Source organism: Croceimicrobium hydrocarbonivorans (assembly GCF_014524565.1).
Lineage (GTDB): Bacteria > Bacteroidota > Bacteroidia > Flavobacteriales > Schleiferiaceae > Croceimicrobium > Croceimicrobium hydrocarbonivorans.
Genome location: NZ_CP060139.1, coordinates 3639632 through 3655188, shown reverse-complemented (window position 1 = coordinate 3655188; position 15557 = coordinate 3639632). Strand labels below are relative to the sequence as shown.

Here is a 15557-nt window from a genome sequence, read left to right as displayed (position 1 = left end):
GTGGGGAGTTTTTTTGTTTGTTTGTTTCACCGCCCGCTCCTTCGTCGCTTGAGAAGCAGAGAACGCGGAGGTGCACAGAGGGTCACACCTGCCTACCGGCAGGCAGGGAGGTCAATTGAGAAACATGGTGGCAAGCCATCCGCAAATCAAGATTGAAAGTATACCCCATATCACTTGTCTTTAAAACCACGAAATACTAAGGACAAACTACCAATTACTTTTCTTCACCGCCTATGGATCGAATTTGTAATTCGATTCCATTTTTTTTTCTTGTAATTCGATCCCCGTTACGTTTCACTCGTCTACCGGCAGGCAAGTGCTTCTTTGCGGTTAATTTTCCTAGCTGGCAGCAATGTGCTAGCTTTCCCATTCAAATCCAGAACCTTGAAAAAACTCCTAATCCCGAGCATCCTCTTCTTTTCGCTATCATCTTGTAATTTCAACAAAGAGCAAGCGGTTGATCACAAAGGCAGCTCGGATCAATCCCTTTGCTTCTGTCAAAAAGAAGCCATTGCTAAAAAAACCGAACTCGAATATGGCATTCGCGAGCAAGTAAAATTTCTGGATGAAGAAGAGGAATTGCAGTCTATTCAAAGCAAATTGACTGAGTATACTATTCCGGCTCTATCGCTAAGTGTCATCGAGCATGGTGAAATCAGCTGGAGTGAGCTTTATCAAAATCCAGCCTTTGCTACGCAGAGTGAATTGGATTGCTCAACAATATTTCAGGCGGCATCATTATCCAAGCCGGTAACTTATATGGCGGCTCTGCGCATGGAAGCAGCTGGGGCAATTGATATGGACCGAGATATTGAATCCTATTTAAAGGACTTTCATTTGCCGGAAGGAGAACAAAGCGCTGAAAATCCAGTTACCTTTCGCAATCTCTTTTCCCATACTTCAGGCATTAGCCGCGGGGGCTATTTAGGCTATGATCAAGACTCTGCCCTTCCCTCCGACCTTGATATTCTAAAGGGAAGTCCAGGGGTTAACACTCCCGCCATTCAGGTTGCTTTACCACCAAATTTCACCCTAAGCTATTCCGGAGGCGGCTATACCCTGGCGGAGCTGGCTTTGCAAGATATTTTTCAAGCAGAGTTTCCCGAGATCATGGACCAGTGGATTCTAAGGCCTTTGCAAATGAAGCATTCGCTATTTGATCAGCCCCTGCCCGATTCACTGGCTCCGCGTGTGGCTAAAGGCCATGATACTAATGGCAAAATGATAAATGGCGGATGGAATAACTATCCTCAACAAGCTGCAGCCGGACTATGGAGCACCTCACAAGACATGGCCCTTTTCCTGATCGAAATCTATAAGGCCTATCATGGCAAGAGTGCGCTTTTTACGCAAGCGGAAATCGAAGCGATGCTAGATCAGCAAAGAGAAGGACATGTTTATGGTTTTATAATCCAGCGCGCTGGAAATGCTATTTCTCTTACGCATTATGGTGGTAATGTGGGTTATCGTAGCGGCATGACGATCAACTTGACTAACGGAAATGGCTTGGTTTATTTGATCAATTCTGATAATGGTGCCGACTTAGGCAATGAACTGCTCTTATCCGCCTCTGCGGTTTATGATTGGCCACATTTCAAGCAAACCGCGGTAAGCCGTGGAGAAATTAGTGAGGATAGCCTCCAAGCTTTGGCGGGTGATTACAAATGGAACGATCAAATTGATCTTAGTCTCGAATTTGATACGAAGCATAAGCAAATTGTGCTGGTTTTCCCCAATGGCGATCGCTATGGACTCTGTCCGGTGCAGTCAAATGGATTGCAACTTATTCATCCAAAAACCGGGGTGATGATTTCTTTTAGAAAAGAGGATGCCTTGGAGGTGTTTAGCTTATATGGGCAAAAAGCTGTGAGGAAAAGGTTTTGAGTTGTTTCACCGCCCGCTTCGCTAGAGACACAAAGGACGCAGAGTTACACAGAGGCACTTTGCTGGTTGCTTCACCGCCAATGGATTGAATTTGTAATTCAATTCCATCATATTATACTTCACCGCCCGCTGCGCTAGAGACACAAAGAACGCGGAGGTTCGCAGAGGTCTATTGAGAAACATGGTGGCCAAGCCATCCGCAAATCAAGCTTGAAAGTATAACCCATATCACTTGTCTTTATAACCACGAACTACTAACGACAAGCTACCAATTACTTTTCTTCCCTTTGCCCTTCGCTTTTCCGCGGTTAAAACCCAACGACAAACTACCAGCTACTAGCTACCCAAATTCACCGCCCTCTTCGCTACCCGCCTACCGGCAGGCAGGGAGACACAAAGGACGCCGAGTTTCATAGAGAAGAGATCCACAGACTCTTTGCGAACCTTTGCTTCTTCGCTTCTTTGCGGTTAAACTCCAACAACAAACTTCCAAATACAAACTAGCATCTAAATTCAATTCCTTGCTTAAGTATAAATTGCAGTTGCGTTTAAGCTGATTACCATTCATCTGTGAAAACCTTTCTCACGCTCATAGGAATTTCTTTACTCCTTGGTTCTTGCTCACCCAAGCCCAAGCTAGAAGGTATCTGGTATCAAGCCTATTCCAAAGAAAATGGGCTTAATTATCCTCAAGTGCAAAAACAAATCTGGGACTTTGGAAAAGATAGTCTTAGCATAATAAGCTATGGTGATTTAGCCTCTGATGAATTGGATAAGATACTGCAGAGGCATATTGCCTATCATTTAAGAGGTAATAAACTGATTCTGGATGCCGACACGATCCTTGTCGATCAAAGGGAAGATACTTTGATCCTTGTTCTCAATCGAAACTCAATGCTGGATTCGATGGTCTATTTTAAACTTCAGAGTCAAAAGCTAAACCCAAGTATTAAGCACAAAGATTTCTTGGGCACTTGGATAATTTCCAATTCTTATAATCAAGATACCTTAAGCTTCATAAACGATTCTATCCTATTGTACAATGGAATTTACCATCGTGAGAAGCCTGTAAATGCTTGGGATATCATTGATTATAAAGGAGTTCAAATGCTTTGGATTCAAAATCCCCAAGATCCTCTGTTACAAATCAGCAAGAATGCTAATGGGCAGCTCCTATTTATTTATCCTCCTTTACCTACTGACACTCTTAGGATGGAAACTGTGGATTCCGTTTCAATTCATTCAAGAATATGGGGTAATTGGATTAGTCCTTATACTAATGAAGAAAGAATAGAAGGCTTCCCATCTCCCCCTTTTCCTTTGGCCGACAATGACAGCCTGACTATTCGGAAACTGCGATTCGAAAGGGACTCGGTGATTTTCTTTAAGGGGAAAAAAGTGGAAAAGATCTCCTACGATCTGAGCTCGGATGGCCGAAGAATCTACTTCCCTGATCGATTATACAGTAAAGATGGAACCTGGAAAATTATTTCCCTTGATGATAAGGCCTTGCATTTTGAAACCCATTTAATACCAAATCAATTTGATCCCAATTTTAAACGCCTGAGCTTTTACCGAATGAAAAATGATTCGATTTAAATAAAGCTTGGTTTCTTCACCGCCAATGGATTGAATTTGTAATTCTATTCCATCTTTGGGCCTATCGGGATTGCTTCACCGCCAATGGATTGAATTTGTAATTCAATTCCATCCTATTTTACTTCACCGCCCGCTGCGCTACCCGCCTACCGGCAGGCAGGGAGAAACCTTTGCGAACCTTTGCTTCTTTGCGGTTTGCTTCACCGCCCGCTGCGCTAGAGACACAGAGGACGCTGAGTTTCACAGAGAAGATATCCACAGACCCTTTGCGACCCTTTGCTTCTTCGCTTCTCTGCGGTTAAACCCAGGCACCCTAATTTGAAAGTCAAAACACACTTCCTTGACTCCAATCAAATCTACCGTCTACCGTCTATCTACTATCGTCTCAAAAGAACTACCAACCACTTACAACCAGCCTCGGCTCCGGTGTCCTCCCATCCCAATACAATGCCGAAGCAAAAAGCAAGGCCTTCTTATCCCAAAAGCATACCCAATGCGGGGTATAGGGATCTTTATGTTGCAGTAAAATTCGTGACTTGCCCTTAGGATCATAGATTAAAAACTGGCGCTTGCCCCAGTAGGCAATTAGTAGGTGGCCCTTATGATAGTCCATTCCGAAAATACTATTGCGTCCCATTGGGGCTTTGGTGGCATCGGCATTGGGGTCGCCAATTATGGGCCAATCTTGCAATAACTGCCCTTCATCGCTCCGCAGCCAAGCGTAGAAATCACCGCCAAATAATATTTGATTCGGACCTACCGCGCGCATTTTATGCAGGGTATCGCTAATGGAGGGATCCAATTGAGGCTCACCCTGCTTTTTTAGGCGAAATAGGGAAGGATAACGCACAAAAAGCAGCTCCTGATCCGAAAGCATTTTAAAGCCCGCTTCCCCTACTCGAAGAGGATCACGAAACCAATCCCAAATAAGCTGGGCCGGCCCCTGCCCCTCATATTTAAAAAGGCGTAATTCAAAAATGTCTTGAGAAGATAGATAGCGCCGTTCCAGAATGTACAAGGCCGTATCTGCATTCTGCAGCATGAAATCACTGGCCGCATATTTAGATTGTCTAAACAAGCTCTTTTTGCCCGTACTATCCATACGCCAAATGCAGGCATGATGCTCCTGATCATCTACTGGCTCGATATAAGACCAATAAGCCTGATCCTGAAATACACAGAGGTTTCCCGTGGGATGCGCATTTAGAAATCCAACACTAAGGACTAAAAAACCAATGATCAATGGATAGCTATTCTTCATCTCAATATTTTTCGCCCATCCATTCCATATCATCCGGACGGATAAACAGGTTCCCAATTCTATTCGGATTTGTTTCGGAAGGAATCCACAAAAGGGCCATTTTCGAATGATCATTCATTTGCAACCAAAGCTCCAAGCCACCAGGCTCCTCCTCATTTATCCAGCGATAGCCCAGAGCTTTCCAATCCGGATAGTCTCTATTTAAATCCGCCAGAGCTTGCCAGGTAGGATCATCCGGATTAAAACTCCCTGCTTCAGAATGCTTAGCCAGGATTTGAAATATATCCTTAGGATTCCCTTTCCTTAGTGCTATGAGCCATTCCTTCATTGCCGACTCCATAGGCACCGTATCCGCTAGTCTTTCCAGGCTATTGAGCACCACCTTCCTTTTAGGCCTTTCGGCGGAAGCCAAATCCAAAGCATTCCTGCATTCTGTTACAAATCGGGGGATTCGATTTAGATCCTCCAAAGCCAAATTCTGAAGCATAATGATAGTGAGCTCGGCTCGCCAATCCAGCATTATTAGATGCGAACTGGAGGGTAAGGAACCGTAAATGCTTAAGGCATCCTGCTTTTGCAAAAATGCCTTGCTTTCAGCGCTTAAGAAATGATCGCCATGTAGAGCCTTAGCCAATTTGGCCAAATCGGTTACCGAGGAATAAAAGCCTCCCGAAGCATAGCGACAGCTGTAATCCTTTGGATCCTTTGACCATTGCTCCCGCTTAAGAACATAACCCTTCTTGAGACTGCTTCTCCCTTCTCGCCAACCGCTGGAATGCATCTCTAAATCTTCGAAAATCCATTGGTCCAAGACCTTATCCAAATTAGCCTGGCCCACTGCCTCCAATACTGCCCCTAAAAGCCAATAGGCCAAATTGCTGTATTCTTCTTTAGTTCCCGGTTCCGCTTGCATGGGCAGGCTTTCCAGATTATCTAAATAAGGGCCTAATAGCCCATTGCTATCCAAGGGCAAAGCTTGAAACTGGAATTCTGGATTTAATTCTCGGGCCAATCCGGACCGCATTTCCAATAATTGGCGAATGGTTATTTGTCCGGCTTTAACTGCTTTAAAGCCCGGACGATAATCCATTACCTTAGCATCCAATTCAATTAATTGGGCATCCGCCATGCGGAGAATGGCCACTTCGGTAAACAGTTTAGAAAGAGATGCCAAGTCCAAACGATCCTCTTTGGATAGCCTGGCAAAATTCTGTGACCCCTTTTGAAAGGCACTATCATACAAAAGCTCAGAAGCCTGACTGACATAGAGATAGCCATTGCAAGCACCTTGCTCCGTATAGGCATTCAGGCTAGCTTGAATTTCCGCTTCCTTGCCAGCACAAGCACTGAATAAGAGCCATAAAAAAATGCTCATCAAAGGCCATAGAGCCCTTGGAGCATTCGGTTTTTGAATAGACATATTGGTCCTTTACTTAAGCCAATGTAGCGAGTACAGGAGATTTAAAAGGCACATCTGTCCTGATAAACCGGCCTTCAACACAGTTTATTCCAGTGATTTAGCACTATGAAAATTCGCAAGATTTTCTAAAAGGTGGCGAAGCTTATTCCGCAATGATCAGCGAAACATTGCCCTTTTTATGACCCTGATCTACATAACGATGCCCCTCTATCACTTCTGACCAATCATAGCTTCGATCCATAACCGGCTTTAGGATTCCGGCTTCTGCCCAGGCTCTTACTTGTTCCAAATCTTCAATCTGAGTGCGCGGTAGGCCATAATTATTGAGGTAGACTCCCTGTGGCTTTAATATCGCTCGACATTTCTTTCGACTGGATTTTAAAACGGCATCGTAAACCACATCAAAACGCTCTTCGGTTTTCAGGAAATCCTGACTGTGATAGTCGATATGTGCATCAGCGCCCAAGCGCATTACCAAATCCTTATTGCCAGCACTGCAAACCGCAGTTACGGATAATCCCAAATGCTTGGCAATTTGAATAGCATAGGTGCCCAAACTGCCCGAAGCGCCATTGATCAATATGCTCTGCCCGGCCTCCACTTTTGCTTTGCGGAAATTCTGAATCACCGTTAAACAAGCGGCTGGCATTACCGCGGCTTCCTCAAAACTCAAATTGCTGGGCTTTAAATTCACCAGGCCCTTCCACTCGGGGTTTCCTTTGGGAATGGCTGGCAAGGTGATGTACTCCGCATAACCGCCCATGCCAAAGCCGGTTAAGGCAAAAACTTCATCACCTACCTTAAAATTGCCGACTTCCGCTCCAAGGGCTTCAATGATACCACTGACTTCAATTCCCAAAACCAAATTCTTCTTGGGCCTGAACAATCCAAATACCAAGCGCACTAAAAAGGGATCGGCTCTGCGCACTCGGGTATCGCCAATATGCACCGATCCGGCTTTTATCCGAATCAATAATTCACCAGGCTTAGGATTGGGCTGGGGCAATTCCTTAAAATGCAGATTTTCAGGAGCTCCATAACGCTTACAGATAATGGCTTTCATGGCAGGGACTTTAGTAATTGACACCCTAGAAAGGCCCAAGGTTGTCCCTCCCAATTTAATTCTTTAGGCCTTCAACTTTTTGCTAAATCCTGAGTTATTTGGCCATGCGAAGAATAGTAGTTTGGTTCAAGAATGATCTGCGATTAAGCGATAATCCCGCCCTTTATCAGGCCTGTTTGGATGCGGATGAAATCATTCCCTTCTATTGCTTTGATGAAGCTTTTCAAGATCAATTCCCCTGGGGCTTCCCCAAAATCGGTGACATTCGCAAGCGCTTTATTTGGGAGTCGGTGGCCGATCTGCAATCTGCTCTGGAAGCTAAATCGGCCCCCTTGCAAATCCATTATGGCTCTACCTTAAAAGCCTTGCAAAAACTGCAGGCCGATTATCCTTTTGAGGCCATTTACTGCGCCCAGGAGTACAGCGCTGAAGAAATAGAAGCCCAAGCAGCATTGGAATCTTTTGGCTTTCGCCTGATGCGATTTGAACAATACTCCCTCTATAAGTCGGAAGATTTACCCTTCGGAATTGAGGCCATCCCCAAGGTCTTCACGGAGTTTCGAAAGAAGATCGAAAAGTATGCTTCAGAGATTTCGATCCTTCCGGCCCCAGCCCAAATCATTTGCCCCCCAGACCTAAAGCCTTGGTCCTTAATTCCGCTGGATGAATTTCTATCCACTGATTTAAAACCAGAGCCCCGAGCCGTACTCCATTTTAAGGGAGGTAGTAAGGCCGCTTGGCAAAGACTCCGTTCTTATTTCTGGGAAGGAAACCATCTTCAATCCTATAAAGAAACTCGCAATGGCTTAGTAGGCCCTAATTACAGTTCTAAGTTTTCGCCCTGGTTAGCCACCGGCAGTATTTCGCCTCGAGAGATTTATGGGGAAATCAAACGCTATGAAAAGGAAAGGGTTCAAAATCAATCGACCTATTGGCTCTATTTCGAATTGCTTTGGCGTGACTTCTTCCGCTTTACCGCGGCCAAGGAAGGTGATCGCTTTTTTAAGATTAAGCGTCATCCTCAATTGGAAAGCAATGCTCAATTTGAATCCTGGCGCCTGGGACAATGCGGGCAGGACTTTGTAGATGCTAATATGCGGGAATTGCTCAACACTGGATTTATGAGCAATCGCGGTCGGCAAAATGTGGCTTCCTATTTGGTGCGCGACCTTAAGCTACCCTGGTATTTAGGGGCCTCCTGGTTCGAGTCGCAATTGATTGATTACGATGTATGCAGCAATTATGGCAATTGGACCTATGTAGCCGGAATTGGCAATGATCCGCGCCAAGACCGCTACTTCAATCTGGCATCCCAAGCCGAGCGCTATGACCCGGATGGACTCCATCGCCAGCATTGGTTAAATCCCTAGTCTGAACCTTTTTCGCCTTAATGGATTAATTCTAAGAAAACTTTAGGCTTCTGCTGAGAACAGATTTTTAATGCCATCGTTTAGCATTCAAACTTGATTATTTATGACTACAGAAAGTAAAACCGAATCTCAAAATGATCTCAAGCATCGCTTGATCGATCAGTACAAAGAGTACCTCCTGCTGCATGGCCAAAACCCGGCCAGCGTTTATGCCTTTTGCAAGGAACTGGAAATCTCCGAAGCCGACTTTTACCGCTATTTCAGCGACTTTGATCAAATTGCCGCACATTTCTGGCTTTCCCTTTTTGAGGAAAATAAAGGCAAATTAGAACAGAGCGAAGAATGGACTAGCTTTAGCGTTCGCGAAAAATTGCTGAGCTTCTATTTCAGTTTCTTCGAAGCCCTAAAATCCCATCGCTCCTATGCCCTGCTCATTTTAAAAGAGGTGCATATTGCCAATCCAAGGGGCATCACCGAACTAAAGGAAATCAAAAATGCCTTTAAGGAATGGGCCAAAGACCTAATCTCCGAAGGACAGCAAAAACATGAAATTGCCAGTCGCTCCAAGCTTAATGATGTTTACGATGACCTTTTCTGGTTGCAATTCCTTTTCCTGCTCGATTTTTGGCGCAAGGATCGCTCCCCTTCCTTTGAGAGCAGTGATGAGGCGATCGAAAAATCCGTAAACCTCTCCTTCGACCTGATCGAGAAAAATGCCCTGGACTCCGCCTTCGACTTTGGCAAATTCATCTTCCAAAACCGATGAAAGAACAGGATAAGATTTACAGCAGTCGCAGTCAAAGAACCGGTAAGTTCCTAAAAACCGGAGCCAAGCTGGGGGCCAATTATTTGAAGCATTACAGTAAGAAATTGGTTTCAGGCGAAAGCGATGAAGCCGCCCTCCAGGAGAAAAATGCCAGCGACATTTACGATGCCCTGAGTAATTTGAAAGGCTCCGCTTTAAAAGTGGCGCAGATGCTCAGCATGGACCAGGGAATTCTACCTCAGGCTTATTCCCAAAAATTTGCTCAGGCCCAATATTCGGCCCCACCGCTCTCCTATCCCTTGGTGGTGAAAACCTTCCAACAGTATTTTGGCAAAGGTCCTAATGAGATTTTCGATGAATTTTCACGACAAAGTGTGGCCGCCGCTAGCATTGGTCAGGTGCATCGCGCCAAAAAGGGCGATCTCGATTTAGCGGTAAAAGTGCAGTATCCCGGCGTGGCCCAAAGCATTTCCTCCGATCTTAAAATGGTGAAGCCGGTGGTTGGCGCTATGTTCAATATCAGTCAGCAGGAAATGGCGCATTACCTCTCCGAAGTGGAAGGCCGTCTGATGGAAGAAACCGATTACCATTTGGAATTGGAAAGGGCCACTAAGATTGCTAATGCCTGTCAGCACTTAGAAGGACTAAAATTCCCCAAATACTACCCTGAATATTCTTCAGAGCGCATTTTGAGCATGGATTGGATGCCCGGTTTACATCTGGATCAATTCCTCAAAAACAATCCCAGTCAGGAACTTCGTAATCAATTAGGTCAGCTTATTTGGGATTTTTACGATTTCCAGATTCATCAATTACGCGAGGTTCATGCCGATCCTCATCCGGGGAATTTCCTCTTTAATGAAGATGGCAGCATTGGCGTGATTGATTTCGGCTGTGTGAAGGAACTGCCTGCTGATTTCCATGATCACTATTTCCAAATCATGCAACCCGGAATTGGGGCCGAAAAAGAAAGGTTTACAGCACTGCTTTTTGAGCTCAATTTCTTGCTCCCATCGGATAGCCCGGAAGAAGTTTCCCATTTCGCGAACATTTATGCTGAAATTCTGTCTTTATTAGGACAGCCCTTTTACAGTGCAAGTTTCGACTTTGCTGATAAAACATACTTCGAAAAGGTTTATGCCTTGAGTGAGATTTATCAAAATGATAAAATGGTGCGCAAGGCCAAAGCGGCTCGCGGCCCAAAAGATGCCATTTATTTAAATCGTACTTATTTCGGGATATACAATATTCTCCATGTTTTAGGCGCTAAAGTGAATACGCACTCGGCTGTTGATGAATTATTCACCAAAATTTAGCAGATGTTAAAACACTTGTCAACTCTACTCCTTCTCACTATTGGTTTCACCAGCTATGCTCAGCAAATCAGTCCCAATGCTTTGGGCCTTCGTTTGGGCGGCAGCAATGGCTTTGGTACAGAGGTCAGTTACCAACGTAAATTGAGCAGCATGAATCGCTTACAGGTCGACTTGGGCTTGAAAGATAATCGGGCGGTAGATGCGATCTTGATTACCGCTAATTATCAGTGGGTAAAACCTCTTAATGCTCTAAGCCCCGATTTCCAGTGGTTTTATGGTGTTGGTGGTGGTTTAGGATTTGTAGACTACGACAATGTTCCCTTAGAGGATGATGGCAAAACCGTTCTGGTGGTAGAAGGGATCTTCGGATTGGAATATAGTTTTCTAAATGTAGCAGATCTTCCCTTGCAAATTGCCTTAGATGTAAATCCTGCTGTAAATTTGCTGAACGATGCCTTCGATGATTTTGATCTCGATTTGGCCCTAAGTTTAAGATGGCAATTTTAGAATATTGAATTATTGTTCTCATTGTGGTAGCGATCATTTTAAGCGGAAAATCCCCGCCGATGATCAGGTTAAAAGAATAGTCTGCGAAAACTGCGGAACTATTCACTATGAGAACCCCCGAACCATTGTCGGCTGCCTTATCCTCAACGATAAAAATGAGATAATGCTTTGCCGTCGCGGCATAGAGCCCCAATTAGGCCTTTGGAATTTACCTGCTGGTTTTTTAGAAAATGATGAAGCGGTAGATAGCGGTGCTTTACGCGAAGTGTTTGAAGAAACCCGCGCTGAAGTAGAGATTATCAAACTGCACAGCATCTACAACCTTCTAAAAGCCCAGCAGGTTTATCTTTTCTTCCGGGCTAAAATGTTGAAGGATCATTATGAACTTACACCGGAAAGCACCGAAATTCAGTTCTTTCCCGCCGATCAAATTCCCTGGAAGGAGATTGCCTTTTCCAGCAATGTTCACGCCCTGGAGCATTGGATTAACATTCAAAATGGTGCGTCAGATGAACTCAGTATCGGCACCTTAAAACTGCACTAATGCAAGACCTTAGCCTGGTTTACAATTTCGAGAAAGCTAAATCCAATCCCGAATCGGCGCCTTTGGTGGTGATGATTCACGGTTATGGCAGTCATGAAAACGATCTTTTTGGTCTTAAGCAGTATTTAGGTGCCGGGGCCCATTACCTAAGCTTGCGTGCTCCTATCACCTTGGGCTTTGGTGGGTTTGCCTGGTATCCCATTCACTTTGATGCCAGTGGAGTTAAAACCTCCGACACCGAAGCAGCGGCGCAAAGCCGTGATTTGGTGCTTCACTTTATTCAAGAATTTCAAGCTCAGGAAGGATTAGAGAGCAATCCCATTTGGCTGATGGGCTTTAGTCAGGGGGCTATTCTAAGCTATGGCCTTGCCCTCAATCATCCTAAAAAATTCCAGCGCATTATGGCCCTCAGTGGCTATGTTTTAAAGGAAATTGTGCCGGATCAGTATCGCCCGGCTGATCTACAGCATTTAGATTTCTTTGTTTCCCACGGACGGGAAGATGAAGTGATTCCTATCACTGCTGCCCGAATGACGGTAGACTTTTTGGAAAAGCTTCAGATCAAGCACCGTTATCAGGAATATAATTCCGGGCATGGGATAAATCCTGAAAATCTTCGGGACCTGCAGCAGTGGTTTCAGCGGGGATTTAAGTAGTTTTAATTTTTCAGCGGCGAAAAGCTAAATTTTTTACGGGAATTTACCATTCCGATCGGGTGGTATTGCAATTTTTCACACTCTCCTATTATTCTCTCTTCACATACGTGAATTTTCTGCTTTTCCTATTGCATGCTTCTCAGAGCAGGCAGGCATTTGCTTGAATCCATATTTAGGGAATGAAATCTTGAATTTAAAGCCCGAAAAGCTTTATTTCCTTTGCCCCAGTTTCTGTTAGAAAAGTCGGACGCTGTCAAACTTCCCCAATACTTTCTTCCCCTTAATTTGACCGTCCGGCTTTTTTTCGTTTTCGGCAGGCATCCGAACAATAGCGCACCTCCTCCCAGTTTCGTTCCCATTTCTTTCGCCAGCTAAAAGGCCTTTCACATACCGGACAAATTTTCTCCGGAAGCTCACTTTTTTTCATAGGCTCTCAACATTCGAGGCGCTCCTGAAGTTTAATGCCTATGAAGAAAAGCCTGCACCTTATTTTGGGCGATTGCCTTTTCCCCGATCATTCGGCATTACTAGGAAATGAAAGCCCGCAAAGCCTTCTCTTTATTGAGGATTATGGCCTCTGCACCCACTTTCGCTATCACAAGCATAAATTGCTTTTCTTCCTTACGGCGATGCGTCATCATGCGCATTTACTACAAGCCCAACATGAAGTGCACTATTTAAAATTAGTGGACGATCAAAATCAGATTCATCCGCAAAGCTTTACTGCCCGATTGGAGCAATTCCTGAACGATCATCCCGAATTTGAATCCATCCGCTGCTATGAGGTAGATGATCGCTTTTTTGAAGAAGAATTAAAGCAATGGGCCCATAGCTACAATCGGAAATTGGAATTTGTGCCTTCCCCTAAATTTCTCTTTCCCCTTTCCGACTTTAAGGCCTATCTGCAAGAGCATAAAAAGCCTTTTCTTAAGACCTATTATCAAAGGCAACGCCTGGCTCTAAAAATCCTCTTGGATGCAGATAATCAGCCCATCGGCGGACAATGGAGCTATGATGCCCAGAATCGCAAGAAACTCCCTTCTAAGGCCCAAACACCGCCGCGCCTGGCTTTCGCCGAATCCGATACCTTTAAAGATGTAAAAAACCTGGTGGCGGAACATTTCAGCGAACATCCCGGTAAGGTGCAAGACTTTGCCTGGGCCACTACACGGGAAGAAGCCCTGGCGGTGCTGGATCAATTTCTCCAAGAAAAACTGGAGCTCTTTGGTCCCTATGAAGATGCCTTCGAAGCCCAGCAAAAATTCCTCTACCACTCTACTTTGAGTCCTTATCTGAATTGCGGCCTTCTGCTGCCAGAAGAAGTTCTGGATGCGGTGTTAAAGCAGTATCAAGAGCAGGACTCTCATATGCCATCAGTGGAAGGTTTTGTACGGCAATTAATCGGTTGGCGCGAATTTGTGCGCGGGATGTATCGCAATTTCGATTTCGAGAAAAATCATTTTGGGCTGCAACGAAAGCTAAGCCCCTTATGGTATGAAGCGAATACCGGAATTCCTCCTTTGGATGATGCCCTGCGGAAATGCCAGGAGGAGGCTTACAATCACCATATCGAAAGGCTGATGATTATTGGCAATACTATGTTGCTCTGTGAGATTGATCCACAGGAAGTGTACCGCTGGTTTATGGAGATGTATATCGACAGTGCCGATTGGGTTATGGCGGCCAATGTTTTTGGGATGAGTCAGTTTGCGGATGGAGGTTCCTTTGCTACCAAACCTTATATCGCCGGCAGTAATTATTTGCGGAAGATGAGTCATTATGCCAAAGGACCTTGGTGCGATACCATGGATGGTCTCTATTGGCGCTTTATTGATCAACATCGGCAGACCTTTGCCCATAATCATCGCATGAGCATGATGCTCGGCACCTTGGATCGCATGGAGGAAGCGCGAAAAAAGCGCATCTTTAAGGCAGCAGAGGATTTTATCCAAAAAGTAAGCTATCTCGATTGAAAGAAGAATATGACATCGCCCTGATTGGTGGCGGCGCTTCCGGCCTGAGCCTCCTGTATGCCATGCATTTGCAAGGCATATTAGATCAGTATTCAGTGCTGTTAATCGAGCCGGATGCTAAAAATACCAATGACCGTACTTGGTGCTTTTGGACCGATGAGCAGGATGCCGCCTGGCAGATGTTTGGTTCCTCGGTTTCTAAATCCTGGTCGCAATTAGACTCTGCCTTTCCCCAGCGGCAAAATATGGCCCCTTATCGCTATGTGCAGATCCGGAGCAAGGATTTCTACCGCTTTGTTAAGGATGCGCTGCAGTCTTATCCCAATCTGGATTTCTATAATGGGAAATTGAGCAAGCTCAGCAATCAGAGGCCTTTTGAGCTGAAATTGGATGGAGACCTAAGCACTTATGCCCATTTGGTTTTCGATAGTCGCCCTCCGACCTTAAACGACCCCGACCTGATTTGGCAAAGCTTTGTGGGCTATCGCATTAAAGCTCCTCTAGCTCAATTCGAAACGGAGGTTTGCCGACTAATGGATTTTGAAGTGCAACAAAGTGAAGGTTTGCAGTTTATGTATTTCCTTCCAACCTCCGAAACGGAAGCCCTAATTGAGCTCACCCGCTTTGGCGAAGCTATTTTAAGCGAAGCGGAAGCCCAGCCCGAAATTGAGCGCTACCTCCAAAAAATGGGCATTTCTGATTTCGAAATTGAAGAAAAGGAGATCAATAAAATCCCAATGACCCTAAGCTTAAACCAGAAAGAAAAGCTGCATTCTTTAAACAAGCGTTATATCCCCATCGGCGTAAGGGCCGGAGTGGTAAAAGCGTCTACCGGCTTTGCCTTTAAGAAAATCGCCCAACATTCCTGGGCCATTGCCAAAGCCTTGAAAGAACAAGGCCCTATACCCCAAGCGGGACACGGTAGGCAATACTGGATTTACGATGAACTCTTGCTCAACCTCTTTCAGAAAAAGCAAAGCCCCATTCTGGAGATCTTTAAACGCTTATTTAGAGTGCACCCCATCCCGCGCATCTTTCGCTTTTTGGATGAAGAAAGTTCTTGGTTAGACGACCTTAAGATACTTTCGCGTATGCCCTGGCGACCTTTCTTTTGGTCGATTGGGAGGAGTTTGAGGAGGAGGGTATCAATCTTGGAAAGGTGAGAAAAGGGCTTCTTATAGTTTGGTTATAAGCAATA

At 45.0% G+C, this 15557-nt stretch carries 14 protein-coding genes; 10 read left to right on the top strand and 4 right to left on the bottom strand.

Annotation, left to right across the window (positions count from 1 at the left end):
* Positions 1-384 precede the first annotated feature (384 nt).
* Together H4K34_RS16445 and H4K34_RS16440 are read left to right on the top strand one after the other, a co-directional pair.
* The gene (locus H4K34_RS16445; RefSeq protein ID WP_210758479.1) at positions 385-1884 is read left to right on the top strand and encodes a serine hydrolase domain-containing protein; all 1500 of its coding nucleotides are present in this window, start codon (positions 385-387) and stop codon (positions 1882-1884) included.
* Positions 1885-2577: 693 nt separating this feature from the next.
* Positions 2578-3483: a hypothetical protein gene (locus H4K34_RS16440; RefSeq protein ID WP_210758478.1), complete on the top strand. Its 906-nt coding sequence runs from the start codon at positions 2578-2580 to the stop codon at positions 3481-3483.
* Between the two features lie 394 nt (positions 3484-3877).
* Here H4K34_RS16440 and H4K34_RS16435 read toward each other — a convergent pair whose 3' ends face one another.
* The 3 genes from H4K34_RS16435 to H4K34_RS16425 all read right to left on the bottom strand — a co-directional run bounded on the left by H4K34_RS16435 (position 3878) and on the right by H4K34_RS16425 (position 7227).
* The gene (locus H4K34_RS16435; protein WP_210758477.1) at positions 3878-4744 is read right to left on the bottom strand and encodes a hypothetical protein; all 867 of its coding nucleotides are present in this window, start codon (positions 4742-4744) and stop codon (positions 3878-3880) included.
* A 1-nt stretch (position 4745) separates the two neighbouring features.
* Positions 4746-6164 carry a serine hydrolase domain-containing protein gene (locus tag H4K34_RS16430; RefSeq protein WP_210758476.1) on the bottom strand — a complete coding sequence of 473 codons (1419 nt, stop codon included), beginning with the start codon at positions 6162-6164 and terminating at the stop codon, positions 4746-4748.
* 142 nt (positions 6165-6306) lie between these two features.
* Positions 6307-7227, bottom strand: coding sequence for an NAD(P)-dependent alcohol dehydrogenase (locus H4K34_RS16425; RefSeq protein ID WP_210758475.1), 921 nt, complete (start codon positions 7225-7227; stop codon positions 6307-6309).
* A gap of 104 nt (positions 7228-7331) precedes the next feature.
* Here H4K34_RS16425 and H4K34_RS16420 point away from each other — a divergent pair, with 104 nt between their 5' ends.
* The 6 genes from H4K34_RS16420 to H4K34_RS16395 all read left to right on the top strand — a co-directional run bounded on the left by H4K34_RS16420 (position 7332) and on the right by H4K34_RS16395 (position 12386).
* Entirely contained in the window at positions 7332-8597 is a 1266-nt protein-coding gene (locus H4K34_RS16420) for a DASH family cryptochrome (RefSeq protein WP_210758474.1), read from the top strand.
* Between the two features lie 103 nt (positions 8598-8700).
* On the top strand, positions 8701-9363 hold the full coding sequence (locus H4K34_RS16415; protein WP_210758473.1) for a TetR/AcrR family transcriptional regulator: 663 nt from the start codon (positions 8701-8703) through the stop codon (positions 9361-9363).
* The gene (locus H4K34_RS16410) at positions 9360-10679 is read left to right on the top strand and encodes an ABC1 kinase family protein (protein WP_210758472.1); all 1320 of its coding nucleotides are present in this window, start codon (positions 9360-9362) and stop codon (positions 10677-10679) included. Before H4K34_RS16415 ends, H4K34_RS16410 begins: the two co-directional genes overlap by 4 nt.
* Before the next feature lie 3 nt (positions 10680-10682).
* Positions 10683-11186, top strand: a complete 504-nt coding sequence (locus tag H4K34_RS16405) for a hypothetical protein (protein WP_210758471.1) — start codon at positions 10683-10685, stop codon at positions 11184-11186.
* Between the two features lie 4 nt (positions 11187-11190).
* Positions 11191-11730: an NUDIX hydrolase gene (locus tag H4K34_RS16400; protein ID WP_210758470.1), complete on the top strand. Its 540-nt coding sequence runs from the start codon at positions 11191-11193 to the stop codon at positions 11728-11730.
* On the top strand, positions 11730-12386 hold the full coding sequence (locus tag H4K34_RS16395) for an alpha/beta hydrolase (RefSeq protein WP_210758469.1): 657 nt from the start codon (positions 11730-11732) through the stop codon (positions 12384-12386). The genes H4K34_RS16400 and H4K34_RS16395 overlap by 1 nt, the downstream gene beginning before the upstream one ends.
* Before the next feature lie 280 nt (positions 12387-12666).
* Here the strand turns inward: H4K34_RS16395 and H4K34_RS16390 are convergent, their stop codons facing one another.
* The gene (locus tag H4K34_RS16390; RefSeq protein WP_210758468.1) at positions 12667-12813 is read right to left on the bottom strand and encodes a DUF2256 domain-containing protein; all 147 of its coding nucleotides are present in this window, start codon (positions 12811-12813) and stop codon (positions 12667-12669) included.
* A 40-nt stretch (positions 12814-12853) separates the two neighbouring features.
* On the opposite strand from H4K34_RS16390, the gene H4K34_RS16385 reads away from it, so the two are divergent.
* Positions 12854-14359 carry a cryptochrome/photolyase family protein gene (locus H4K34_RS16385; protein ID WP_210758467.1) on the top strand — a complete coding sequence of 502 codons (1506 nt, stop codon included), beginning with the start codon at positions 12854-12856 and terminating at the stop codon, positions 14357-14359.
* A complete protein-coding gene (locus tag H4K34_RS16380; RefSeq protein WP_210758466.1) occupies positions 14356-15522 on the top strand; it encodes a lycopene cyclase family protein in 1167 nt (388 codons plus the stop codon). Before H4K34_RS16385 ends, H4K34_RS16380 begins: the two co-directional genes overlap by 4 nt.
* Positions 15523-15557 lie beyond the last annotated feature (35 nt).